Source organism: Pseudomonas sp. LP_7_YM (genome assembly GCF_004364435.1).
In the GTDB taxonomy this organism is placed as follows: domain Bacteria; phylum Pseudomonadota; class Gammaproteobacteria; order Pseudomonadales; family Pseudomonadaceae; genus Aquipseudomonas.
In genome coordinates this window covers 61,221-85,176 of record NZ_SOCT01000012.1, presented here as the reverse complement: position 1 = coordinate 85,176, position 23,956 = coordinate 61,221, and the positions used below count along the sequence as shown (strand labels likewise).

The 23,956-nt window shown below is 60.1% G+C and carries 18 protein-coding genes and 1 pseudogene; 8 read left to right on the top strand and 11 right to left on the bottom strand.

Annotation, left to right across the window (positions count from 1 at the left end; genetic code table 11):
• Positions 1–18 precede the first annotated feature (18 nt).
• The 6 genes from EC915_RS21205 to EC915_RS21180 form a co-directional block, all read right to left on the bottom strand.
• Entirely contained in the window at positions 19–1,719 is a 1,701-nt protein-coding gene (locus EC915_RS21205; RefSeq protein ID WP_133752467.1) for a ShlB/FhaC/HecB family hemolysin secretion/activation protein, read from the bottom strand.
• Between the two features lie 256 nt (positions 1,720–1,975).
• Positions 1,976–2,902 carry an alpha/beta hydrolase gene (locus EC915_RS21200; protein WP_133752466.1) on the bottom strand — a complete coding sequence of 309 codons (927 nt, stop codon included), beginning with the start codon at positions 2,900–2,902 and terminating at the stop codon, positions 1,976–1,978.
• A 186-nt stretch (positions 2,903–3,088) separates the two neighbouring features.
• Positions 3,089–4,030: a choline ABC transporter substrate-binding protein gene (gene choX / locus EC915_RS21195; protein WP_133752465.1), complete on the bottom strand. Its 942-nt coding sequence runs from the start codon at positions 4,028–4,030 to the stop codon at positions 3,089–3,091.
• Between the two features lie 309 nt (positions 4,031–4,339).
• A complete protein-coding gene (locus EC915_RS21190) occupies positions 4,340–6,547 on the bottom strand; it encodes a xanthine dehydrogenase family protein molybdopterin-binding subunit (RefSeq protein ID WP_133752507.1) in 2,208 nt (735 codons plus the stop codon).
• 11 nt (positions 6,548–6,558) lie between these two features.
• Positions 6,559–7,545, bottom strand: coding sequence for a xanthine dehydrogenase family protein subunit M (locus EC915_RS21185; RefSeq protein ID WP_133752464.1), 987 nt, complete (start codon positions 7,543–7,545; stop codon positions 6,559–6,561).
• Positions 7,542–8,066 (bottom strand): (2Fe-2S)-binding protein, encoded by a 525-nt coding sequence (locus EC915_RS21180; RefSeq protein WP_133752463.1) that lies wholly within the window; start codon positions 8,064–8,066, stop codon positions 7,542–7,544. The genes EC915_RS21185 and EC915_RS21180 overlap by 4 nt, the downstream gene beginning before the upstream one ends.
• Before the next feature lie 371 nt (positions 8,067–8,437).
• On the opposite strand from EC915_RS21180, the gene EC915_RS21175 reads away from it, so the two are divergent.
• From EC915_RS21175 to EC915_RS21155, 5 genes are all read left to right on the top strand, one after another.
• Positions 8,438–9,730 carry an NCS2 family permease gene (locus EC915_RS21175; protein WP_133752462.1) on the top strand — a complete coding sequence of 431 codons (1,293 nt, stop codon included), beginning with the start codon at positions 8,438–8,440 and terminating at the stop codon, positions 9,728–9,730.
• A complete protein-coding gene (gene trmA / locus EC915_RS21170) occupies positions 9,727–10,812 on the top strand; it encodes a tRNA (uridine(54)-C5)-methyltransferase TrmA (protein ID WP_133752461.1) in 1,086 nt (361 codons plus the stop codon). The genes EC915_RS21175 and trmA overlap by 4 nt, the downstream gene beginning before the upstream one ends.
• A 251-nt stretch (positions 10,813–11,063) precedes the next feature.
• Positions 11,064–12,356 (top strand): MFS transporter, encoded by a 1,293-nt coding sequence (locus EC915_RS21165; protein ID WP_133752460.1) that lies wholly within the window; start codon positions 11,064–11,066, stop codon positions 12,354–12,356.
• A gap of 389 nt (positions 12,357–12,745) precedes the next feature.
• Entirely contained in the window at positions 12,746–13,639 is an 894-nt protein-coding gene (locus EC915_RS21160; protein ID WP_133752459.1) for a neutral zinc metallopeptidase, read from the top strand.
• A 4-nt stretch (positions 13,640–13,643) separates the two neighbouring features.
• Complete coding sequence (locus EC915_RS21155; protein ID WP_133752458.1) at positions 13,644–14,633, top strand: alpha/beta hydrolase; 990 nt, start codon at positions 13,644–13,646, stop codon at positions 14,631–14,633.
• A gap of 146 nt (positions 14,634–14,779) precedes the next feature.
• On the opposite strand, the gene EC915_RS21150 is transcribed toward EC915_RS21155, so the two are convergent.
• The 3 genes from EC915_RS21150 to EC915_RS21140 all read right to left on the bottom strand — a co-directional run bounded on the left by EC915_RS21150 (position 14,780) and on the right by EC915_RS21140 (position 16,915).
• Positions 14,780–15,373: an HAD family hydrolase gene (locus EC915_RS21150; protein ID WP_133752457.1), complete on the bottom strand. Its 594-nt coding sequence runs from the start codon at positions 15,371–15,373 to the stop codon at positions 14,780–14,782.
• Complete coding sequence (gene tesB, locus EC915_RS21145; RefSeq protein ID WP_133752456.1) at positions 15,370–16,239, bottom strand: acyl-CoA thioesterase II; 870 nt, start codon at positions 16,237–16,239, stop codon at positions 15,370–15,372. Before tesB ends, EC915_RS21150 begins: the two co-directional genes overlap by 4 nt.
• Before the next feature lie 112 nt (positions 16,240–16,351).
• Positions 16,352–16,915, bottom strand: coding sequence for a GNAT family N-acetyltransferase (locus EC915_RS21140; protein WP_133752455.1), 564 nt, complete (start codon positions 16,913–16,915; stop codon positions 16,352–16,354).
• 128 nt (positions 16,916–17,043) lie between these two features.
• Here EC915_RS21140 and EC915_RS21135 point away from each other — a divergent pair, with 128 nt between their 5' ends.
• Together EC915_RS21135 and EC915_RS21130 are read left to right on the top strand one after the other, a co-directional pair.
• Positions 17,044–17,961 carry a histone deacetylase gene (locus EC915_RS21135; protein WP_133752454.1) on the top strand — a complete coding sequence of 306 codons (918 nt, stop codon included), beginning with the start codon at positions 17,044–17,046 and terminating at the stop codon, positions 17,959–17,961.
• 245 nt (positions 17,962–18,206) lie between these two features.
• Positions 18,207–19,460 carry a TIGR03862 family flavoprotein gene (locus EC915_RS21130; RefSeq protein WP_133752453.1) on the top strand — a complete coding sequence of 418 codons (1,254 nt, stop codon included), beginning with the start codon at positions 18,207–18,209 and terminating at the stop codon, positions 19,458–19,460.
• A 3-nt stretch (positions 19,461–19,463) separates the two neighbouring features.
• Here the strand turns inward: EC915_RS21130 and EC915_RS21125 are convergent, their stop codons facing one another.
• Positions 19,464–20,645 carry an acyltransferase gene (locus EC915_RS21125; protein WP_133752452.1) on the bottom strand — a complete coding sequence of 394 codons (1,182 nt, stop codon included), beginning with the start codon at positions 20,643–20,645 and terminating at the stop codon, positions 19,464–19,466.
• 445 nt (positions 20,646–21,090) lie between these two features.
• Here EC915_RS21125 and EC915_RS21120 point away from each other — a divergent pair, with 445 nt between their 5' ends.
• Positions 21,091–23,013, top strand: coding sequence for a methyl-accepting chemotaxis protein (locus EC915_RS21120; RefSeq protein WP_133752451.1), 1,923 nt, complete (start codon positions 21,091–21,093; stop codon positions 23,011–23,013).
• A 69-nt stretch (positions 23,014–23,082) separates the two neighbouring features.
• On the opposite strand, the pseudogene EC915_RS21115 reads toward EC915_RS21120, so the two are convergent.
• Positions 23,083–23,804: pseudogene (locus EC915_RS21115) on the bottom strand (PAS domain-containing protein); the annotation flags it as partial.
• Positions 23,805–23,956 lie beyond the last annotated feature (152 nt).

The following is a 23,956-nucleotide window of genomic DNA, read 5'->3' as shown; positions in this document are numbered from 1 at the left end:
AGGTATCTCGGTCAAACGTTAGAGAAAAAAATCCAAGCGGAAATAGATCGGCGACTCGCGCTCGATCAGGCCGCCCGGGCGCTCCAGAGAGTGGGCAAAGGTGACCGTCGTGGCGACGTGCTGACCTCGGGCAAAGCATTCGAGCGCGTTGCTGGACAGGCGCCCGTGTTCTTCGCCGTTGTAGCGATCGTTGGTGATCACGCCCTGGTCGTAAGACGCTGCAATGCCGTAATCGCTGAAGGCCGGGCGCAGCCAGTCGAGGGTGATGGGCCGGGTCAGGCGCAGCTCGTTGCGCCAGTAGCCGCCGCTGTCGCCGGCCAGAAGTTGGTCCTTGTAGCCGCGCACCGAAGATGACCCGCCGAGGCTCATGCGCTGAGGGCTGAACAGCACATCTTCGCTGCGCTGCCCAGTGGCGAGGCTGGTGAAGGTGAAGCTCTCGTCCCACAGCTTGAACGGCTGCAGATAACTTACGGTGCCGGTGTATTTGCGGTAGCGCGCATTGGCTTCGCCAGGCCCGGGGTGGTTGTTGTCTTGGGCGCCAAACGCGCTGATGCCTTGTTGCATGCCAAGGTCAATGTTGAGAAACGCCGAGCCCACGCGCCGTCCGTGGTTGATGCCGTACTGCACTTCGCTGATGTGGTTGCTGCTGTCGGCCAGCCGGCTGCCTTCGATGTAGTTGTTGCTGCGCAGGTTGGAGACGCCGACGTTCAGCGAGGTCTTGCTCAGGGCGTCACGGTAGATGACCCGCTCAGCACGCAGTTGATGGGTCTGGCTATCGCCGTTCTGCTTGAAATCGAACCCGTTCGCCTGAGCCTGTGAGCGGTATTCGCTTTCGCTGTAGCTGTAACTGAAATTCCACCAGCCCCACGGCAGGTTGTAGGCCAACCCGGTGTTGTGCGAGGTGTGCAGGTGGTCGGTCATAGCGTCGTGGCCGCCGCGCAGGCTCAGCTGATCCGCGAGACCCAGCGGGCTGTCCCACTCAAGTCCGGAGTTCCACTGTTGCTCGCCGGTGCTGCGCTGGCCATCGTTGTTGCGCGACAGGCTCACGCGCCACGGCTTTTGCGGGGTGTTCTTGACCAGCACGTCGCTGCCGCCGACTTCCTGGCCCGGCGTCAGCTCCATCTGCGCCTGATTGGACGGCAGGCGATTGAGCTGATCGACCATCTGCTCGATCTCGCGCAGATTGACCAACTGCCCTTCCCGCCCCGGAAACGCCATCGCCAGTTCACGCTCGCTCAAGCCACCGTCGGCAGCGCTGCGCAGTTTTTCCAACTGGCCTTCGACCACCAGCACCTGCAGTTGCCCCTTGGACAGATCCTGCTGGGGGAGATAGGCGCGGCTGGTCACCAGCCCTTTCGCGATGTACAGGTTGGTGATGGTCTTGAGCAATTCGTTGAGTTGAGAAACACCTAGGCATTGGTGCAGATAGGGCTGTATCAACCCCGCGCGCTCTTTGACAGACAGCGCGTCTGCACCATTGAGTTCAATGGTTTGGATACGGAAGCAGTGGGGGTCGGCAGATGCCCTGAGCGTGGCGGATACTGCCTGCTTGCCTGGCAGATCCTTGAGTTGGTCGAGGCGGCGTTGCTGTTCTTCAAGCAACTGCTGCTGACGGTCACGAATAAGGTCTTGCTCGCCAGGCGCCGGTGCAGCATAAGAAGAAAGGGCCGTTGCGCTCAGCAGGCCGAGCGCCGCGATTCGAATGGCAAAACAGTTCACAAATCGTCCTTGATATAGCGCATTGACATCATTGAAGGCGGCGACTTTAACGAGACAAAACAATGGCGTCAATTAATACGAAGGCTTTTTTAGGGATGAACGATTCGGCAGGTCGTGCGCTGAGGGTCATTACATGCCCCGCACCTCCGATCTGAGGTAGAGGAGAAAATCGAACCGCGATAGCCCGCCTTGATACGGTGGCAGTTGCAATGCTGGCTGTATATGAGTCCCCAGCTATAGGGGACAAGTCACAGGGCTAGGCAAGGAGCCGAGAAAGTGCAGCGGTCAGTCGTCGATAAACCGCACCCGCTTCCGGCACCTGGCCTTTGCCCCTCAGGCTACCATGCACCAGCCCAAGGCCCGGATCGAACTCGGTGGCCACGCCCGCTTCGCGCAGCGCCCTCTCATAACGGACGCCGTCGTCACGCAGCGGGTCGAATTGCGCGACGGCGATGAACGCTGGCGCCAAGCCTCTGAAATCCGCAGCGTTGAGCGGCATGGCATAAGGCGAGCGCTGGTCCTGCGGTGAGTACAACCGCCGATAGAAGGCCAGCTCCGTCATGCTGAGCAAGGGCGCATCGAAACATTCGCTGCGCGACGGCAAATCATCAGGGCCACCCAGCTCGGGGTAAATCAGCGCCTGGCCCGCTGGCTGTCGCTCGCCGGCATCGCGCAGGGCCAGACACACCGCCGCTGCCAGGTTACCGCCTGAACTGTCGCCGGCAATCGCAATTCGGCCCGGGTCGATGTCAAGCCGCTGCGCTTGAATCTGCAGTGCATGCCAAACCGCCAAACTATCGCCGAAACCCGTCGGAAACGGATGCTCAGGCGCCAATCGGTAATCCGCGGCGATGACCACGGCGTTGAGGTCCGATGCCAGCGCAGCTGTGAGGAAGTCATGGGAGTCCAGATCGCCCACGACCCAACCGCCACCGTGCAGGTACAGCACGCAAGGTGCAAGACGCTCAGGGGAAAGCAGATGAGGTCGATAGCAGCGCACCGGCACCCCCGCCAATTCAAAGTTCGTGACCTCAAGGTCAACTGGCCGGGCCGGATTGAAGGCGTCGCACATGCGTGAATAGGCCCGCCGCTGCACCTCGATCTCCGGCGAATCGACGCTGAAACTCAAGGTCTGCTCGATGAATCGGAGCATTTCGGGTGACAGCGGATAGCGAGTGGGCATTTGCGCCTCCATTGCGCCTGGATACCGGAATCCAGGGGTACACAGGATGAGAGGGTGCTGCAAAACCTGTGGGAGCAAATCATTCGCGATTCGGTATTCCAGCCACCCTACAGGTGGGCAGGGCTAACGTCTCGTAAATGAATTGGCGCCCACAGGCCGAATCTACAGCGTTCCTGAGAGCACCGACTATTTGTTAACAGCCCTCTGCACCGTAGCCGCCGCATCCTTGCCGTCAAAGGTGGTCACGCCCTCGAGCCAGCGCCGGGTGTCTTGCGGGTGATCCTTGAGCCACTGTCTGGCGACATCGGTCGGCGCCTTGCGGTCCATGATCGGCACCATCATCTGGCTCTCCTGAGCGGCGGTGAACTTCAGGTTGCCCAGCAGCGTGTTGACGTTCGGACAACGGGTCGCATAATCCGGCGCGGTGACCACTGAAACCGTTGCCGCGCCCTCCCCCGGTCCGAACACGTCTTCGCTGCCCGTCAGGTAAGCGATCTTCATGTTGATGTTCATGGGATGCGGGGTCCAGCCCACGAAGACCACCCACTCCTTGCGATCCACCGCGCGCTTGACCGCGGCGAGCATCCCGGCCTCACCCGACTCCACCAACTGGAAACCCTTTAGGCCGAACTGATCCTTATCGATCATGCCTTTGATGTTAGCGTTGGCGCCGGTGCCCGGTTCGATGCCGTAGATCTTGCCGCCAAGTTTGTCTTTGAACCGGACAATATCGGCAAAGGTTTTCAGCCCCGCATCCGCCTCGAACTGCGGCACAGCGAGGGTTGCCTGCGCGTCGCTCATGCTCGGGGTGTCAAAGACCTTGACCTGATTGGCGGCGACGAACGGCGCAATGTTCTTGTCCATCGCCGGCTTCCAGTAGCCGAGGAACACATCCAGCCGGTCATCGCGCAGGCCACCGAAGACGATTTGCTGTGCGGCACTGGTCTGCTTGACCTCATACCCCATGTTTTGCAGCAGCACTTCGGCCACCGCACTGGTGGCGATCACATCCGTCCAGTTGACCACCCCCATCCGCACGCTTTGACACTTGGCAGGCTCGGCTGCCATCAGGGCAGTGCTGCCCAGCATCAGCACACTGCAACTGATCTGAAGAATAATTTTTTTCATGCGTGCTCCTCGGGTCGGCTCGTTTTGATCAGCTCTTTTCGGCAGTTTTTCAAGGCTTCAAGACCCACGGCAATCCGAATGCTGCCGCGTGCAGGCAACTTACGCAGCGGCACTTTGCATGACGCGCACCAGCGCGACCTGTGGTTGCACTGGAGCGACATTGGACGTATCGCCGATTTTTAGAGAGGGAGCAGGCTGATGAAGATCCACCGTGGGCGCGGATTCATTCGCCTGAGGCCGCCTCCGTGAGCACGCTCCCCCGCACAGCCTCGCAGCCCAGCAGTGGGCTGCGATTAATCCCGGGTGGGTTCAGAGCACCTTATCCAGCGTCACCGGAAACTCCCGAACGCGCTTGCCAGTGGCGTGGTAGACGGCATTGGCAATCGCCGATGCCACTGCGACGATACCGATCTCGCCGACGCCTTTGGAACCGAGTTCGTTAACGATGTCGTCGTTCTCTTCGACGAACACCACATCGATATCGTTGATATCCGCATTTACCGGGATGTGGTACTCGGCAAGGCTGTGATTCATGAAGCGCCCCAGATGATGATCGGTCTGGGTCTCTTCCTGCATCGCCTGGCTGATGCCCCACACCACGCCACCGAGGATCTGGCTGCGCGCGGTTTTAGGATTGACCACCTTGCCCGCCGCTACCGCACTAACCACCCGGTTGACCCGGATACTGCCCAAGTCTTCGTCGACCAACACTTCGACGAATACCGCCGAGTGCGTTGCCGTGGAGTAGGCGTTGCGCTTCTCGTCGGGTTCGGCGTCGACCTGCACTTCGAGCACGTCATGGGACGATTGGCGAACAATATCGGCGTAGGCAAAATGCTGATCCTTGACGATCAGATAGCCGTCACCGAATCCCACTTCCTCCATACCCACTACGGCAAATTGCGGATGGGCCATACGTAGCGCGTCAAGCAACTTGGCGCGCAGGGCACGGCAGGCCTGTTGCACGGCCGTACCGACCGACGACACCGTGAACGAGCCACCTTGCAGCGGCGCGGTGGGCAACGAGGAGTCACCCAGCACAAAAATGACGTCATCGGGCATCACGCCCGCCGCTTCGGCGGCAATCTGCACCATGACCGTGTAGGTGCCGGTGCCAATGTCAGTGGTTGCACTGCTGACGGTCAGCTTGCCATTGTGATCAATGCTGGCTTTGGCGCTGGCCTTCATCTGCATGGCCTCCCACACGCCGCCCGCCATGCCCCAACCGACCAACTGGCGCCCGTTGCGCATGCTGCGCGGTTCAGGGTTGCGCTGGCTCCAGCCAAACCGTTCGGCCCCCTGCGTATAACAGGCAAGCAGCTCCTTGCTGGAATAGGGTTTGTCTTCGTTACCGTTGCGCTCGGCAAAGTTGATCACGCGCAACTGCACCGGATCGATACCCGCCGCACAGGCCAGCTCGTCCAGCGCGCATTCCAGCCCTACCATGCCCGACGCCGCGCCAGGTGCACGCATGTCCAGCGGTGTGTAAACGTCCAGGGGCGCCAATTTGTAGGTCAGCTGCACGTTGTCGCACTGATAGAGCATGCCGCTCCACTCGACCACGTGCTCGACGAAGTCTTCGAAACGCGAGGTCTGGCCGATGACGTCGTGCCCCACGGCGACCAACTTGCCTTCGGGGGTGGCACCCAATCGCAGGTGCTGCAGCGTATTGGGCCGGTAGCCAAAGGTGAACATCTGTTGGCGGGTGAGGGTCACGCGCACCGAGCGTTTCAAATGCAATGCCGCCATCACCGCCAAAGGCAGTTGATATTGCGGGCGCAGTCCAGAGCCGAACGCGCCGCCGACGAATGCGGCGAAGACCCGAATCTTCTCCTTATCGAGTCCGAACACCTTGTGCAGGTAGTCCTGACAGTTCTGCGGGCCCTGGGTCTTGTCGTGAACGTGGAGACTGCCATCGTCCTGATACAGCACAGTCGAGGCATGAGGCTCCATCGGATTGTGGTGCTCATTGGGCGTGCTGTAGTGCGCGTCGACAGTGAACGCCGCACCGGCAAAGCCAGCCTGAAAATCACCCCGCGGCTTCGGCGTTTCTGCCGGAGCGGTGTGGGCATTTTCCTGAGCGACGATCAGATTCGTCTCATGATCCTGCGCCTGATACTCGATGCGGATCAGCGAACCCGCGTAGCGGGCCAGCTCCAGGGTATCGGCCACCACCAGCGCCAACGGCTGACCGCTGTACAGCACGCGGTCGTTATAGAAAGGACGAAACGGCGAGCCTTCGGCGGCGTCGGCGTCTTCGTAGTTTTCATCGTAGCTGGCGATGTGAGGGCGATTGGTGTGGTCAATGACCGTTACCACACCCGGCACCTGCAGCGCCGCCGAGGTGTCGATCTTGAGGATGCGCCCACAGGCGATCGTGCTGGAAACCACGCTGCCGTGCAGCAAGCCCAATTCCGGGTACTCACCTGCGTAGCGAGCCTGACCGGTCACTTTCAACAATCCATCCACGCGATCGAGTGGCTGGCCTACTGGCGAGCTTTTAGCGGGTGGAGACATTTTGGCGTTCATCAGGCGTTCCCTCCCACGGCGGCGTCGCTCAAGGCTCGAACGATTGCGCGACGCGCCAGTTTGATCTTGAAGGCGTTGTGCTCAAGCGGCTGCGCATCGCGAAGCATGGCATCGGCCGCCGCGACGAAATTCTCCCGGGAAACCGGCTGGCCCTTGAGCAACTGCTCAACGGTCTTGTCGCGCCATGGCTTGTGGGCCACGCCCCCCAGCGCCAGGCGCACGTCCTTGATGACGTCGCCGTCCAGCTCCAGAGCTGCGGCCACGGAAACCAGGGCGAAGGCGTAAGAAGCACGGTCACGGATCTTCAAGTAATGGCTGTGCTGCTGAAACTTCGCAGGCGGCAGCTCGATGGCGGTGATCAGTTCGTCGTCAGCCAACTGGTTATCGCGCTGCGGTGAATCGGCCGGCAGTCGATGGAAATCAGCGAACTCGATGGTGCGTTTGCCTGCCCGCCCTTCCACATGCACCACCGCTTCAAGGGCGGCCAATGCCACGCACATGTCCGAGGGGTGGGTCGCGACGCATTCATCGCTGGCGCCAAGAATCGCGTGAATCCGGTTCAGCCCCTCTTTCGCCGGGCAGCCTGAGCCAGGCTCACGCTTATTGCAGGGCACCGTCGAATCGTAGAAGTAGTAGCAACGGGTGCGTTGCAGCAGATTGCCTCCGGTGCTGGCCATGTTGCGCAACTGTGGCGACGCTCCGGCGAGCACAGCCTGAGACAGCAACGGATAGCGACTTTCCACCAGCGGATGCCAGGCCAGGTCGGCGTTGCTGACCAACGCACCGATCATCAGTCCGCCATTGGCGGTCTCTCGCACATCCTTTAAAGGCAGGCCGGTGATGTCGATCAGGTGCTCAGGCCGGGCGATGTTCTCTTTCATCAAGTCCAGCAGATTAGTGCCGCCTGCGATGAAGCAGCTGGCTGGACCCGCCAGATTGATCGCCTGGTTGACGTCTGCAGGCTTGCTGTAGCTGAAGGGGTTCATGACTGGCGCCCTCCCTGGTCGGGCGCCGCGTTCAGTTGCGGCAGTACTTCCACCACCGCTGCGCGAATGTTGCTGTAGGCGCCACAGCGGCAGAGGTTGCCACTCATCAGTTCTTTGACCTGGTCGTCGGTTTTCGCTCGCCCTTCATTGGCCAGCCCTACGGCCGAGCAAATCTGCCCCGGCGTGCAATAGCCGCACTGAAATGCATCGTGCTTGATGAAGGCACGCTGCATCGGGTGCAGCGCATCGCCCTCTGCAAGCCCTTCGATAGTGGTCAGTTCGGCTCCGTCGCACATGATGGCCAGCGTCAGGCAGGCATTGATGCGTTTGCCGTCGCGCAACACCGTGCAGGCACCGCACTGGCCGTGGTCGCAGCCCTTCTTGGTGCCGACCAGATCCAGCTGTTCGCGCAGCAGGTCCAGCAAGGTGGTCCAGGGCTGGACATTCAGCTGTCGGGGTTGGCCGTTAAGCGTCAGGGCAATGGAATGCCCTGCGAAAGCCTGTGGGTTAGTCGCACTCATGGAAAGCCTCACGGTTGATACTTGTCAGCGCAGTTGATCTGCGTCTATGGGGGTACGACTTGCGGGTTTTGGCAATCGTTCAGGGATTTTGATGAGAGCGTTGCCTGGTTTCAGTGACCGCAGCCGCGGTCCTGCGACCTATGGAAGCGAAGTCACTCGCGAAAATGTGTCAGGCAATGGATCTGCGTCGACTGAACCGACCAATCGGCCAATACCCCATAGCGCCAAGCCAGCAGCCACAGCGACGGGACGCTGGTATGATGCGCGGCTTTTTGCGACTGGCAGAATTTGTGCAGGCTGTTTCGGCGAGCTGTGCTTTGCTGTTTGAGTCGATTTCATTAATGGCGCGATGCGTCACCGGGGAGCCACACATGCTGGAGCGGCTGTTTCAACTCAAGGCACATAACACCAATGTGCGCACCGAAATCCTGGCCGGAATCACGACGTTCCTCGCCATGGCCTACATCCTGTTCGTCAACCCGAGCATTCTCGGTGAAACCGGCATGGACAAAGGCGCCATCTTCGTTGCGACCTGCCTGGCTGCCGCCATCGGCTCCACGGTCATGGGCCTGATCGCTAACTATCCGATTGCGCTGGCGCCGGGCATGGGCCTCAACGCGTTCTTCACCTACACCGTGGTCCTGCACATGGGCCATACCTGGCAGGTGGCGCTGGGGGCGGTGTTCATTTCGGCGGTCATGTTTTTCATGCTGTCGATCTTCCGCATTCGCGAGTGGATCATTAACAGCATCCCGCTGCCGTTGCGCTCGGCCATCGCCGCTGGTATTGGCCTGTTCCTGGCGCTGATCGCCATGCAGAAATCCGGGATCGTTGTGAGCAACCCGGCCACGCTGGTCGGCTTGGGCGATCTGGCCAAACCGGAACCGATTCTCGCGGCCCTGGGGTTTGCCATGATCGTGGCACTGGAAGCGCTGAAAGTGCGTGGCGCGGTATTGATCGGCATCCTTGCCGTGACCATCGCCTCCATTGTGCTTGGGTATTCACCCTTTGCTGGCGTGGTTTCGATGCCGCCCTCGCTGGCTCCGACCTTTCTGCAACTGGACATTCCAGGGGCGCTGAACATTGGCCTGGTGAGCGTGATCTTCTCGTTTCTCTTCGTTGATCTGTTCGATAACTCCGGCACCCTGATCGGCGTCGCCAAGCGCGCGGGCCTGATGGGCAAGGATGGGCACATGCCGAAAATAGGCAACGCCCTGATCGCCGACAGTACCGCCGCCATGGCCGGTTCGCTGCTGGGCACGTCGACCACCACCAGTTATGTCGAGTCGGCAGCGGGCGTGAGTGCCGGGGGCCGTACCGGTCTGACAGCCATCGTCGTGGCGGTGATGTTTCTGCTGGCGCTGTTTTTTTCGCCATTGGCAGGCAGCGTTCCGCCATTCGCCACCGCCCCGGCCCTGTTGTTCGTGGCAGTGCTGATGACCTCCGGTCTGGCGGAAATCAACTGGGACGACATCACCGAGGCAGCCCCCGTGGTGATCACTGCGCTGGCCATGCCGTTCACCTACTCCATCGCCAATGGCATCGCCTTTGGTTTCATTTCCTGGACAGTGATCAAGCTGTTGTCAGGCCGCGCCCGTGAGCTGAATTCGGCTCTGGTGGTGCTGTCGATCCTGTTCGTGATCAAGCTGGGCTTTTACCCATGAGTGCTACGTTCGACCCTGCACACTATAGCCAGCAGCTCGATGACAAGGCAGACCGCCTGCGCGAATTGCTTAAGCCGTTCGACGCCCCGCAGCCCCAGGTATTCGACTCACCCCGGGAACATTACCGCCTGCGCGCTGAATTCCGTCTCTGGCGCGACGAGGGTAAGCGGCACTACGCAATGTTCGCGCCGGGCGACAAACACACGCCGATCCTGATCAACGACTTTCCTGTCGCAAGCCTGCAGATCAACGCGCTGATGCCAGTGCTGCGTGATCGTTGGGAGGCCAGCAAGACCCTCAATCACAAGCTGTTTCAGGTGGATTTCCTGACCACTCTGGCCGGCGACGGCATGATCACGCTCTGCTATCACCGCCCGCTGGACGACGCCTGGAAACGGGAAGCCGAGCAACTGGCTGCCGAGCTTAAGGTCAGTGTGATCGGTCGCTCCAAGGGTCAGCGACTGGTGATCGGTCGCGATTACGTGACTGAAGAGCTGGAAGTCGCCGGGCGTACTTTCAGTTATCGCCAGCCGGAAGGCGCATTCACCCAGCCCAACGGCACGGTGAACCAGAAGATGTTGAGCTGGGCTTATGAAGCGCTGGGCGAGCGTCAGGATGATTTGCTGGAGCTGTACTGCGGCAATGGCAACTTCACCCTGCCGCTGGCAACACGGGTGCGCAAAGTGCTGGCCACCGAGATCAGCAAAACCTCGGTGAACGCGGCGCTGAGCAATCTGGCCGATAACGCGGTGGATAACGTCTCGCTGGTGCGGCTGTCGGCCGAAGAGCTGACCGAGGCGCTCAATGAGGTGCGTCCGTTCCGCCGTCTGGCCGGTGTCGACCTGAAAAGCTATGACTTCGGCAGCGTTTTCGTTGATCCCCCGCGTGCGGGCATGGACCCGGATACCTGTGAGCTGACCCGGCGTTTCGAGCGCATCCTGTACATTTCCTGCAACCCGGAAACCCTGGCCGCCAACATCGCCCAACTGCACGATACCCATCGAGTCGAGCGTTGCGCGCTGTTCGATCAGTTTCCGTATACGCACCATATGGAATCGGGCGTATTGCTGGTTCGGCGTTGAGATCAGTTGCTACGGCAACGCATGCAACCTGTGGACGCGCTTGCTCGCGAAGGCGTTGTGTCGGTTAACACCGTTGACACACCAGACAGCCATCGCGGCAAGCGCGGTCCAACAGATTGGCGCCATGCATCTGCCATGCACAACCGTCATATCTCCCACCGCCCATCATTAAATTTCCGACAGTAAGCGGCACACATTTGTTTACAGGTGTATTACAGTCGGCCGTCTTTCGCTTCGATGGATGCCCTGCCTTGAGCTCCGATACGCCTGCCTCACCTTCCGAATCCACCTCTGGAAGCGCCCTCAAGCAGCCCGGTTTCTTTGCCTTCCTGAGTGCCCGTCTCGCTGCCGTCTTTGCCATGCAGATTCAGGCCGTGGTGGTCGCCTGGCAAGTCTATGACATGACCCGCAGCCCGATTTCACTGGCTTATGTGGGGCTGGCGCAGTTCATTCCGATGCTGCTGTTGCTGATGCCTGCAGGCGATCTGATCGATCGCTACGACCGCAAACTGATTCTCACCATCAGCTGGAGCGTGCAGGCGCTGTGCAGCCTGATGCTGATGCTGTTTTCGGTGACTCATCATCAGGACACCCGGCTGATCTACGCGACTCTGGCGCTGTTCGGTTGCGCCCGTGCGTTCACCGGTCCCGCCCTGCAAAGCCTGCTGCCACAGGTGGTGCCCCGGGAAAAACTCGCATCGGCAATCGCCACCAACAGCATGATCATGCGCATTGCGACCATCGCCGGACCGCTGGTGGGCGGCGGACTGTATGCGGCAGGCGGCGGTGGGCTGACCTACTCGGTGTGCATGGCCAGCTTCATCACCGGCGTGTTGCTGCTGATCCGGGTGCCGGTGCTGTATGCCGGTAAAAAGCAGATTCTGGAATCCACGGCGTGGAAACGCTTCACGGCGGGCATCGCCTTTATTCGCTCGCGTCCGATCATCCTCGGCACCATTTCCCTGGACCTGTTCGCTGTGCTGCTGGGCGGCGTAGTGGCACTATTACCGATCTACGCCCATGAAGTGCTGCATCTGGGGCCACAGGGTCTGGGCGCATTGCGCAGTGCGATGAGCCTGGGCGAAGTCGGCACCGGCTTGTACCTGAGCGTGCGCCCGTTCGATCGTCACGTCGGCATGGTGATGTTCATCGCTGTAGCAGTGTTTGGCCTGGCCAACCTGGTGTTTGCCCTGTCCACGCTGTTCTGGCTGTCGTTACTGGCGTTGATGATCGCGGGCGCGGCGGACATGGTCAGCGTCTACATCCGCTCGACGCTGGTGCAATTCTCGACACCGGACGACATGCGCGGCCGAGTGAATGCGGTGAATATGCTGTTCATCGGCTCCTCCAACGAACTGGGCGAATTCCGCGCTGGCAGCAGCGCTGCGCTGTTCGGCGCAGTGCCTGCCGCGATTCTTGGCGGGTTGTGCACCTTGGGCGTGGTGGGCGCGTGGATGTGGGGCTTCAAACCGCTGCGGCAAGTCAATCACTTCGCCGACGCCTCGCCTGCTGAAACGACGCAGAAGCAGACCGCGCAGGTTTAACCCCATTCTATTGCCCTGAAGAACAGCGATGCGGGCAGCGCACGCCGGTCGCCAGATCAAACTGGACGCAATGCCGTGCACATCCCGACGTCACCAAAGCGGCTGGCTCGGAGGCGATTTTCAGTGCGCCGACGAGCAATCGCATTGGCGGAACGACGATAGCTTTGTCGCAGAACAACCCGCTGACAGACCTTCAGCAACATCCTATAGCCCAAGTGTTTCCTGCCTGTGGATTCTTTAGGCAAGAACCAATGACTCGCAGAAGGCGAGTACAAAAAGCGGGGTTTCAAGAACTATTCCCCCCTTCCCACCTCTTAACTCCAGCAAGTCAGACAACCGGCCTTCCCCGCTGTCTACAGTTCCTACACGACTAGAAGAGGATTCACCCCATGCTGTGGAAAAAAGGACGTCGCAGTGACAACGTCGTCGACGCGCGCGATGACACCGGCGGCGGGGGTGGCGGGGGCATGCGCATCGGCGGTAAGGGCCTGGGCATCGGCGGGATCGTGATCATCGTCGCCATCGGGCTGCTGACCGGGCAGGACCCGATGCAGATTCTCGGACAGATCGCAGGCCAGATGGACACGCAGCAAACCAGCGCAGTCAGCCCTCAGACACGCCAGGCCCCACCCGCCAATGACGAGCAGGCGGATTTCGTACGGGCGATTCTGGGCGATACCGAGGACACCTGGGGCCAGATCCTTCAGCAAGGGGGCCGACAGTATAAGAATCCGACGTTGATTCTGTTCCGCGGCCAGGTGCAGTCGGCCTGCGGGTTTGCCTCTTCTGCCAGCGGCCCTTTTTACTGCCCTGCGGATCAGCGCGTGTACCTGGACATGGATTTCTTCCGCGAAATGAGCCAGCGCTTCAAAGCCGCCGGAGATTTTGCGCAGGCCTATGTCATTGCACATGAAGTTGGTCATCACGTGCAGACCTTGCTTGGGGTTTCAGCTAAAGTTGACGCGGCCCGTCAGCGCGGTATGCGCATGGAAGGTGACAGTGGTCTGCTGGTGCGTCAGGAGCTGCAAGCCGACTGCTTTGCCGGCGTTTGGGCCAATAACGCGCAAAAGCGTTTGAACTGGCTTGAGCCCGGTGATATTGAGGAGGCGCTGAATGCGGCCAACGCCATTGGCGACGACCGCTTGCAGCAGCAAAGCCAGGGGCGTGTAGTGCCGGACTCGTTTACCCACGGGACGTCTGCCCAGCGTGTTCGCTGGTTCAAGACAGGTTTTGCGCAGGGACAAATCAACCAATGCGATACATTCGCCGCCAAGAGCCTCTGATCACATGATGAAACCGCTTTCGATCCTGTTGTTGGGCACCCTGATGAGCGCGGCCGCTCATGCTGCGGATCAGGCGGTCAAAGCCATCAGCCCCGACCGTCTGCTGATCAACGGAACGTCTCAGGCCACCCTCGGCCTGAGCCAGAATTGGGTGCGCCCCAACCCGCAGATTCAGCGAGTGGTCATCATCTTCCATGGCCGTTTGCGCAATGCCCAGACCTACCTGCGCAGTGCCGAACGGGCGGCCAATCTGTCCAAGCAACGGCCCAGGACCCTGCTGATTGCACCGCAATTCCTCGATGAGAAGGACGTTGCGGCGCACCATCTGCCGGAAACGGTGCTGCGCTGGCACACCAACGACTGGATGGCGGGTGACAAGTCTCTGGGAGCCAGGCCGATCAGCTCGTTCGTGGTCATCGACCATATTCTCAAGCGCCTGAGCGACAGCAAGTTGTTCCCGAATCTGAAAGAGATCGTGATTGCTGGTCATTCCGGCGGTGGGCAGGTGGTGCAGCGTTACGCGGTCATCGGGGGCAAACAGGACGCGCTGCTTAAGAAGGAAGGGATCAAGCTGCGCTATGTGATTGCCAATCCATCGTCGTATGCCTACTTCGACGCGACACGCCCCATGCCGGTAGACGCAAAAACATGCCCGAACTTCGACACGTGGAAATACGGCATGAACAAGCTTGCGGCCTATGCGGGTAAAGACACGCCAGCGGAACTGGAAGCTGCGTATGTGAAGCGCGATATCACCTATCTGCTGGGCGAACTGGACACCGATCCGAACCATCCTGCACTGGATAAAGACTGTGGCGCCGAGGCACAAGGCCCCTACCGCCTGGTGCGTGGGCACAACTTCTTTGACTACCTGAGCAAGCGTCATCCGGAAGGCTTGAACCAGCGTCTGGTTGAGGTCAAAGGCGTGGGTCACAGCGGCGACGGGATATTCACCTCGCCTGAAGGGCAGGCGGCGTTGTTCAAGGGCAATTGATTGCGCGACCTACCGGGAAGCGAGCTTGCTTACGACTGCGGTGGGTCAGGCATCCGGCTATTGCCTGACATCTCGCATCCGCTGCCGTCGTAACCTGCGACATCTCCTACCGGTTTTGCGGCGACTGGAGCAATCCAGCAGGGACGTCAGTCCTTGAGCATCTTGCGCAACGCCACGCAATCATCGACGTGCCAGTCGGTCAGCTCAGGCCATGGATTTTCCGGTAGGTTGACCAGCACGGTGTGGGTCCCGGCCGCTTTTGCGCAGGCGAGGTCGAAGTGGTAATCCCCCACCATGACCATCTGTGATGGCTCGATGCCCCAGCGCCGGGCCAGATTGATCAAGCCACCTGGATCAGGCTTCGGTGGCGCTTCGTCGCGCCCCAACACATCTTGCGCGTCGAAACAATCAGCGATGCCGATGGCTTCCAGTGTGACGTGGGCCAACTCTTTGGCGTTGCGCGTAAGGATGCCCAGCCGATAGCCGCGCCCCACCAGTTCGCGCACCAATTCAACGGCCCCTGCCGCCGCCTTCGACGCCAGTGCCAATTTTCGCTCATGCTCAAGCAGCCATGCATGTTTGGTCGCCGCCACGTTGGCAGGCAGAGCAGCCAGGTGACCGAGAATGTCATCCTCTTGGGGAATGCCCAGTGCGCGCTTGATCGCGGGAAAGTCATGCACGGCAATGGTCAGGGTGCCGTCCATATCGAACACCCAATGGCGCAGGCCAGCCAGGCTCATTCCCAGTCCTTGCGATGGCGAATCAGACCTTCCTGAGTGACCGATGCCACCAGTTGCCCCGCCCGGTTATAAACACTGCCGCGGGTGAAACCGCGAGAGTTGCCCGCCCAAGGGCTGTCCATTGCGTAGAGCAGCCACTCATCGGCACGCAGTTCGCCGTGGAACCACAGGGAGTGGTCGAGGCTGGCGATCTGCATGTCCTTCTGCCAAACCGTCTTGCCATGGGGCAGCAGTGAAGTGGTCAGCAAGTTGAAGTCCGAGGCATAGGCGAGCATGTATTTGTGCAGCGCGGGGATGTCCGGCAAGGTGCCGTCAGCGCGAAACCAGACGTACTTCACCGGATCGGTCGGTTCGGGGTCGTACGGGTCAGTCTCGGTCACAGGGCGAAACTCGATGGGTGTCGGACACAGCAGCTTGTCCTTCATGTGCGCCGGAATCAGGTGTTCACGCTGACGCATCAATTCGAGTTCAGAGGGCAGGTTTTCCGGACCGACGACCTGCGGCATCGAGGTCTGATGCTCGAAGCCTTCTTCGTCGTACTGAAACGAAGCGCTGCAGGTGAAGATCGGATTGCCCTTCTGGATCGCCGTCACACGGCGGGTGCTGAAGCTGCCACCATCGCGCACGCGGTCGACCTGGTAGACCACTGGCAGATGCGCATCGCCGGGGCGCAGGAAATAGCCGTGGAGCGAGTGAACATGACGCTCGTCTTCGACGGTCTTGCTCGCCGCCGACAGCGACTGCCCGAGTACCTGCCCGCCAAACAGCTGGCGAAAGCCAAGGTCCTGGCTGCGTCCTCGGAAGAGGTTTTCTTCGATCGGCTCAAGGCTCAACAGCGCCACCAGATCATCCAGCACATGGCTCATTCGGGGTTCCTCACACGATCATCACATACACATTACAGCCACGGGCGCCCATCAGCGGCGATCACGGGATCGGGCGAGATGATACAGATCTTTGCCGACTGATTCCCGCGATTCACAGCGTGGCGAGCCACTGTTGCCGATTGATCCGGTACAACACGTGACGCCTCAGCCCATGGCCCTCGGGAAGGTTGGGGTGATCGAAATCATCGGCTGGGTCATTGTGCATGCCGATGGCCTGCATGACCTTTTGCGAGGGCAAATTGCTGACCGCCGTAAAGGACACGATCTGCTCCAGCTCAAGATGCTCGAAGCCGCAGCCCAGTACCGTCCACGCAGCCTCGCTGGCGTAGCCAAGGCCCCAGTGCTCCCTGGCAAGGCGCCAGCCGATTTCCACCGCCGGGGAGAATGCTGCATCGAACCCCACCACGCTCAGGCCGGTAAAGCCGATGAATTCGCCGGTGTCCTTGCGCTCCAGTGCCCACAGGCCGAAACCGTATTCAGCGAAGTGACCGCGAATGCGCCCGATCAGCTTGGCGCTTTCCAGGCGCGTCAACACTCGCGGAAAGTAACGCATGACCTGTGGATCGGCGCACATGTGCGCAAAGGCCGGCAGATCGTTATCCCGCCACTGACGCATCAACAAGCGGGCACTGCCGAGTTCAAGTATCGGTTGCATTGCCCATTTCCCTCCTCCTTAATTTGCTCGCCGGCGTCTGTGCGTCTGTCCAAAAAGCCCGGTCAAATCGCTGTGCCGAGGCCATCATTGCTGGCAAGATTCCCTTTCGAACCTGACGCGTACACACCATGTCCCTGCCGCTGATCTACCACGAAGATTACAGCCCGGCGTTTGCGCCCGACCATCGTTTCCCGATGGATAAATTCCGGCTGCTTCATGACCACCTTATCGACAGCGGCCTGACCACGGATGCTCAACTGTTCCGCCCGCAGGTTTGTCCGGACGATATTCTCGCGCTGGCCCACGACCCTTCTTATATACGTCGCTACATGGACGGCGAGCTTTCCCGGGAGGATCAGCGCCGGTTGGGCCTGCCCTGGAGCGAGGACCTGGCCCGACGTACGGTGCGCGCCGTGGGCGGTTCGTTGCTGACGGCGCAAAAGGCCCTTGAGCATGGCCTGGCCTGTCATCTGGCCGGGGGCACTCATCACGCTCACTACGACTACCCCGCCGGATTCTGTGTTTTCAACGACTTGGCCATCATCAGCCATTACCTGCTGCAGAGCGGTCGGGTGGACCGTGTGCTGATCTTCGACTGCGACGTGCATCAGGGCGACGGCACCGCACGTATCCTCGAACACACCGAAGATGCGATCACCGTGTCGCTGCATTGCGAAAAGAACTTTCCCGCGCGCAAGGCCCAGAGTGACTGGGACATTGCGCTGCCAATGGGCATGGAAGACGATGATTACCTGAACGTAGTCGATGACACGCTCAATTACCTCCTGCCGCTGTATCGGCCCGACCTGGTGCTGTACGACGCTGGCGTCGATGTCCACAAGGACGATGCGCTGGGGTATTTGCAGTTGACTGACGAAGGGGTGGCCCGCCGCGACGAAGCCGTAATGCGACATTGCCTGGGACGGGACATCCCCGTGATGGGGGTGATTGGCGGCGGCTATAGCAAGGATCGCCAGGCGCTGGCGCGGCGCCACGGGATACTGCATCACAGCGCACAGCGGGTGTGGCTGTCGGAAGGGCTTTGACCCGTTCGCAGGACACCGAAACTCACACTGGCTCGTCAGGCGACCCGAAGATCGCTGCCGGTCAGTTACCCACATCCCCTGTGGAACCGCCTGTGGATAACCTGAGTGCAAGGCTGCAGACCCCATACAGCCCGAGGCTTGCACGCCGCTGTACGTTTTTTGATCAATAGTTTTCCACAGGCTGCTCGTTTGTGCCGAGGCTCGGGTAGAATGCGCGGCCCAGTTCACTGATCCGCAGTTCGCCCATGACTTCCCTACCCTCTACCTTCCCTCAATCAGTCGCTGTCATCGGTGGGGGACCTGCCGGACTGATGGCAGCCGAAGTGTTGAGTCAATCAGGCTTGAAGGTCGATCTCTACGACGGCATGCCTTCGGTGGGGCGCAAGTTTCTGCTGGCCGGGGTGGGCGGCATGAACATTACCCATTCCGAAGCTTACCCGGCGTTCGTGTCGCGCTATGCCGAACGCGCACCGATGGTCGCTCCCCTGCTTCGAGGCTTTGGTGCCCAGGCACTGTGCGAGTGGATTCACGGGCTGGGCATCAATACCTTCGTCGGCAGCTCAGGCCGCGTATTTCCCTCCGACATGAAAGCTGCACCGCTGCTGCGTGCCTGGCTCAAGCGCTTGCGTGATGCCGGTGTGGTTATCCACACCCGCCATCGCTGGCTGGGCTGGAACGCAGACAACAGCCTGCGTATCGCAAGCCCCGAAGGCGAACTGAGCATCGCTCCCGCCGCCACGCTATTGGCACTGGGTGGGGCCAGTTGGGCGCGTCTGGGTTCGGACGGTGCGTGGTTGCCTGTGCTCGAGCAGTGCGGCGTGGGAGTCGCGCCGCTTCAAGCCGCCAATTGCGGATTTGAAGTATCGGCCTGGAGCGAATTGTTGCGCAGTAAATTCGCAGGCGCCCCACTGAAGAACGTCGCCATGGGCCTGCCGGGACACACGCTACGCCTGGGCGAGTGCGTTCTGACGCAGACGGGCGTCGAGGGCAGTCTGGTGTATGCGTTGTCGGCGCAGATTCGTGAGGCGATTAATCAGTCGGGCGCAGCCTGCGTCGAGATCGACCTGCTGCCGGGCAAGAGCCTGGCTGACGTACAGAAAGCACTCGGCAAACCACGGGGCTCACGCTCGATGTCCAAACATCTGCACAGTCAGTTGGGCATCGACGGAGTCAAGGCTGCCTTGTTGCGCGAACTGGCGCCCAACGGGGCATTTGCCGATCCGCAGTTGCTGGGCAGGGCCGTTAAATGCCTGCCGCTGATCTTGATAAAACCTCGCCCTATAGACGAGGCCATCAGCACCGCTGGCGGAGTGAAATTCGAGGCGATGGACCCGCGGCTGATGCTCAAAGCGCTGCCCGGCGTGTTCTGCGCCGGGGAAATGCTCGACTGGGAAGCGCCCACCGGCGGCTACCTGCTGACAGCCTGCTTCGCCAGCGGACGGACGGCGGGCCTGGGGATGGTTGACTGGTTGCGAGGTCGCCTGGAGCAAACCCCGTAGCCTTCACGCCGCCCGATCGGCCCGTGGCGCCAACGCGGCTCCAGACTGGGGTTTATCCACAGGCGCTCGGGCCTTGGTTGAGTGGCCCATGAGGCGTTTGCCTGCCTCGTATGCTTTCAACTCGATGTATTTATGCGCGAAGAAAGCCAGCACGACCGAGAGGATGGTGACCGCTACCACGAACAGGGTATTGCCCGGCACGGAGCCGGTGTCCATGAAACGCTGCCCTGCGATCATCGGCGCCAGCGCCAGCCCGGTCACTTTCTGCGCCACGATGAAGACTGTCGACAGACCGAACAACAGCGCAGCGTGCGTCATGTAAATCGAGTAAGACAGCTTCCCCAGCAGGACAAACACGCCGGTTTTGAGAAACGCAGACACCCGTCCTCCCTCGAATGCAAACAGCAACACCAGCACGCAAAACGCCAGGCTGCCGATAGGCGAACGGTGGTCGAAATCATTCATCACGATCCAGTAGGTGGCGTACATCATGGCGCATTCGAGCACCGTCATCAGCCACGGCCTGAGCCTCCACCTATTGCGAATCAGCAGGTACACCAGATAGGTGATATTGCCCGCGAAAAAGCAGGACAGTCCAAGCATCGCGCGCTCAACCAGCGGTTCGTGCCCGCAAAAGATCAACGCGAAAGTCGCCATCGATACGGCGGCGAACAGCAGAAAGCGATTTCTCATGGAGAACATGCACAGGGCACCAAACAGCATATAGATGTAGAACTCGATGCTGATGGTCCAGGACGGGTAGTTGAACGACATGGTTTCGGTAAAAGGGGTCCACGCTTGAACCAGCAGCAGATTGGGCAGGATCTCGGTCGGTGCAAACGTTCCGGTGAAAGGCACGTTATTGAGCTGGAAACCATTCTGGTAAGCGATCCACCGCGCCATCTCAAACAGGACGAAAAACCCGAGCATCACCAGATGCAGCGGGTACAGACGGAAAATACGAGAGATAAAAAAGGATTTGAAGGAGAGATTGGGCTTCATGCCATAGGTGTGAGCAAGGACGAAACCGCTGAGCACAAAGAAGAAATTGAGCAGGACTTCATCTCGTCGCAAGAACGGCAGTTGAACGAACGTATTAACCACATGCAGATGAAAGAACACTACAAGCAACGCGCAAATCCCTCTGAAACTGTCGAGTGTGGTGAATCGCTGCACAGGTTTCATCACGCAACTTCCGCTCTGGCTGGGAGCCCACCCTCGATGATCGAGGGTGGCGCCCGCACACGGTATTGAGTTCCTTATACCCTGGACAGTTGAAATATTTCATCCCCGACACATTCATGAGTAGGAAATTTGACGCCAGCCGTCGCCACCTGTGACTTTGAAGTCAGCACCGGACTGAAGAGTATTAAATCGCCAAAAAAATGGCCTTTTACTATCTTGCTAACGCATAGGCCGTGGATCTAAAAATCGCCAGTATGTTGCTACTGCAAAAATGCGCCTTCAGAACCTGATCCGGCCTGCATAAAATCGACCGTCACTTTCCCGACATTCGTTTCAGATTTCCACCCCGTGGCCGATGCACTCCTACGTTTAAGTGTTTCGCTGGCCCTACAACAACAACGCTCCAGCTAACGACTTCGAAAAATGGACCTTCTGGAGAATTGAGATGAAGAGCTGGTTCGCGAACATCAGCGTTAATATGAAGCTGACCTTAGGGTTCGGCGTTGTACTTGTTTTTACTGCCCTGCTTGCCCTTATCGGTTGGACCAGCCTGGGTAACATGACCTATCGCAGCGATCGTGTTGCGGACATCATGCAGCTCAATAACCGGCTGAGCGACCTGCGCATCACGCGCTTGCAATACATGATCAGCAATGGCGACGAAGCCGTTGCGCAAAACGTGCAGACCGCGCTTGACACGTTCAAGGCTCAACAACAGTTTCTGCAAGGCACGTTCACCAACCCGGCGAACGTCGTGCCGATCAAGGCACTGGGTGAGCAAATCCGGGCGTACGAGGTTTCGCTGAACAAAATGCGTGAGGGCTACAGAGCCAGCACCCAGGTGCGCGCCGACATGGGTGTCGACGCGGTCAAGGCCGCTGGGCTGATCGCCGCGATCAATGACGACGTGACGAAGCTGGACGCTGCCGATGAGCGCCGCTTCGCCCAATACCAGGCCGCCATCAAGGCCCGGGAAGACGTGATGCTGGTGCGCTACGAGGTGCGCGGCTACACCGCCAACCCCAACGACAAGACCGAAGATGCCGCCGCACGTCAACTGGACACCGCCATCAGCGGTCTGGAGCAACTCAACGCTACGTTCGGCAGCGCGCAGGCCGACCGCCTGAAACAGCTGGAAACCTCGCTGACCGGCTACCGCACCTCGGTTCTGGGCTTCAAGGCTGCCAACGACAGCATCAACACCGCACGCGCCGAGATGACGGACGAAGGCGCGGCCATCGTCAAGCTCAGTCAACAGCTGGTTGACTTGCAAACCACGCTGGGCAATGCCGATACGCACCAGGCCCGCATGCTGCAGATTGGCGGCACATTGCTTGCCCTGATCTTCGGCGCGCTGGCGGCAGTGATCATTACGCGTCAGATCACCCGCCCTCTGCAGGAAACCCTGGAAGTCGTCGACCGCATCGCAGGCGGCGATCTGACCCATAACCTGATCGTGACCCGTCGTGACGAACTCGGCGTATTGCAAACCGGCATCCAGCGTATGGGTACCACCTTGCGCGAGCTGATCGGCGGAATTCGCGACAGCGTCACGCAGATCGCCAGCGCTGCCGAGGAGCTGTCTGCAGTCACCGAACAGACCAGTGCCGGCGTCAACAGCCAGAAAGTCGAAACCGATCAGGTCGCCACGGCGATGCACGAGATGTCGGCCACCGTGCATGAAGTCGCACGCAATGCAGAGCAGGCCTCGGTTGCAGCCTCCGATGCCGACAAGCAGGCACGTGATGGTGACAGGGTCGTGGGTGAAGCGATCACCCAGATCGAGAAGCTGGCCAGCGAGGTGTTGCGCTCCACCGACGCCATGAGCGTGCTGGAACAGGAAAGCAACAAGATCGGCAAAGTGATGGACGTGATCAAGGCGGTGGCCGAGCAGACCAACCTGCTGGCCCTCAACGCCGCCATCGAAGCTGCCCGCGCCGGTGAGGCCGGACGTGGTTTTGCGGTGGTGGCCGACGAAGTACGTGGTCTGGCCCAACGCACTCAGCAGTCGACCGAGGAGATCGAAGGGCTGGTGGCCGGTTTGCAGAACGGCACCCGTCAGGTATCGGACATCATGCTCAGCAGCCGCAACCTGACCGAAAGCAGTGTGGCCCTGACGCGCAAGGCCGGCACATCACTGGAAAGCATTACCAACACCGTGTCCAACATCCAGGCCATGAACCAGCAGATCGCTGCCGCCGCCGAGCAGCAAAGCTCGGTGGCCGAGGAGATCAGCCGCAGCATTCTGAATGTGCGCGACGTGTCGGAACAGACCGCCGCCGCCAGCGAGGAAACCGCTGCCTCCAGTGTCGAACTGGCCCGTTTGGGCAACCAGTTGCAGATGCTGGTCAGCCACTTCAGGGTATAAAACACGAAAGCCGTGCCGGGGGATCATATTCCTCGGCACGGCTTTTTGATGACTCCAGGATCATGCGCAATTTCGATAAACCGCGATGCTGCTGATGCGCTGGATGATCGAACCGATCAGCGGGGACTGCTTGTCCAGCGCGCCAATGCGGTCGGCCGCCTGCTCCATGTGCCGGGCCAGTTCCCGAATGACCTCGACGGTCGCTGGACCACGGCTGCGCGCTGCCATCGGTCTGTTGCGAGGTGCACGCGATACTCGCAGCTGCGGCCACGGCGCTTTCCCGATTGACCTGATCAGTGATGATCGTTGCGAACTTGACCACTTTGTATAACCGGTCGTGAGCATCGGTAATCGGGTTGTAGGACGCCTCCAGCCAAACGTTGTGGCCGTGACTGGAGACGCTTAAAGCAGCCGGTGACGAATTCGCCCCGGCGCAGCTTGCGCCCAGAACCCCTGGTATTCGGGCCAATTGTATTCCTCCGCTTCGCAGAACAACCGGTGATGTTGCCCCTGAATTTTCGCCAGGGTGTAACCCATCGCATTCAGAAAACGCTCGTTGCGGTGAGCACTTGACCATTGAGATTGAACTCGATCACGGCGGTGGAGCGTTGCAGCGCCTCGATCAGGTTCTCGTGCTCGCGTGAGTTCTCGATGGTGCGGGTCAGATCGCTCGAGTGGGTGGTGAAGTAACTCACCCGCCCGCTACTGTCGCGCACCGGTTGCACGATCGAACGCAGCCAGGCCTCCTGAACGTTGCCACGCAGCAAGCGCGAAGCGCCGCTCAAGTGTTCGCAGGGCAGCCAACTCTTTCTTGAGGCGTTTATTGAACATGGTCGGCGAACATCCACAGAGATGAGAGGGATCAATCTGAGCATCGGCTTGACCGGTTCTTTCTTAAGACTCAGCCGACCGAGCGTCGTGACCTGCTAGCGGCGGCAGACTG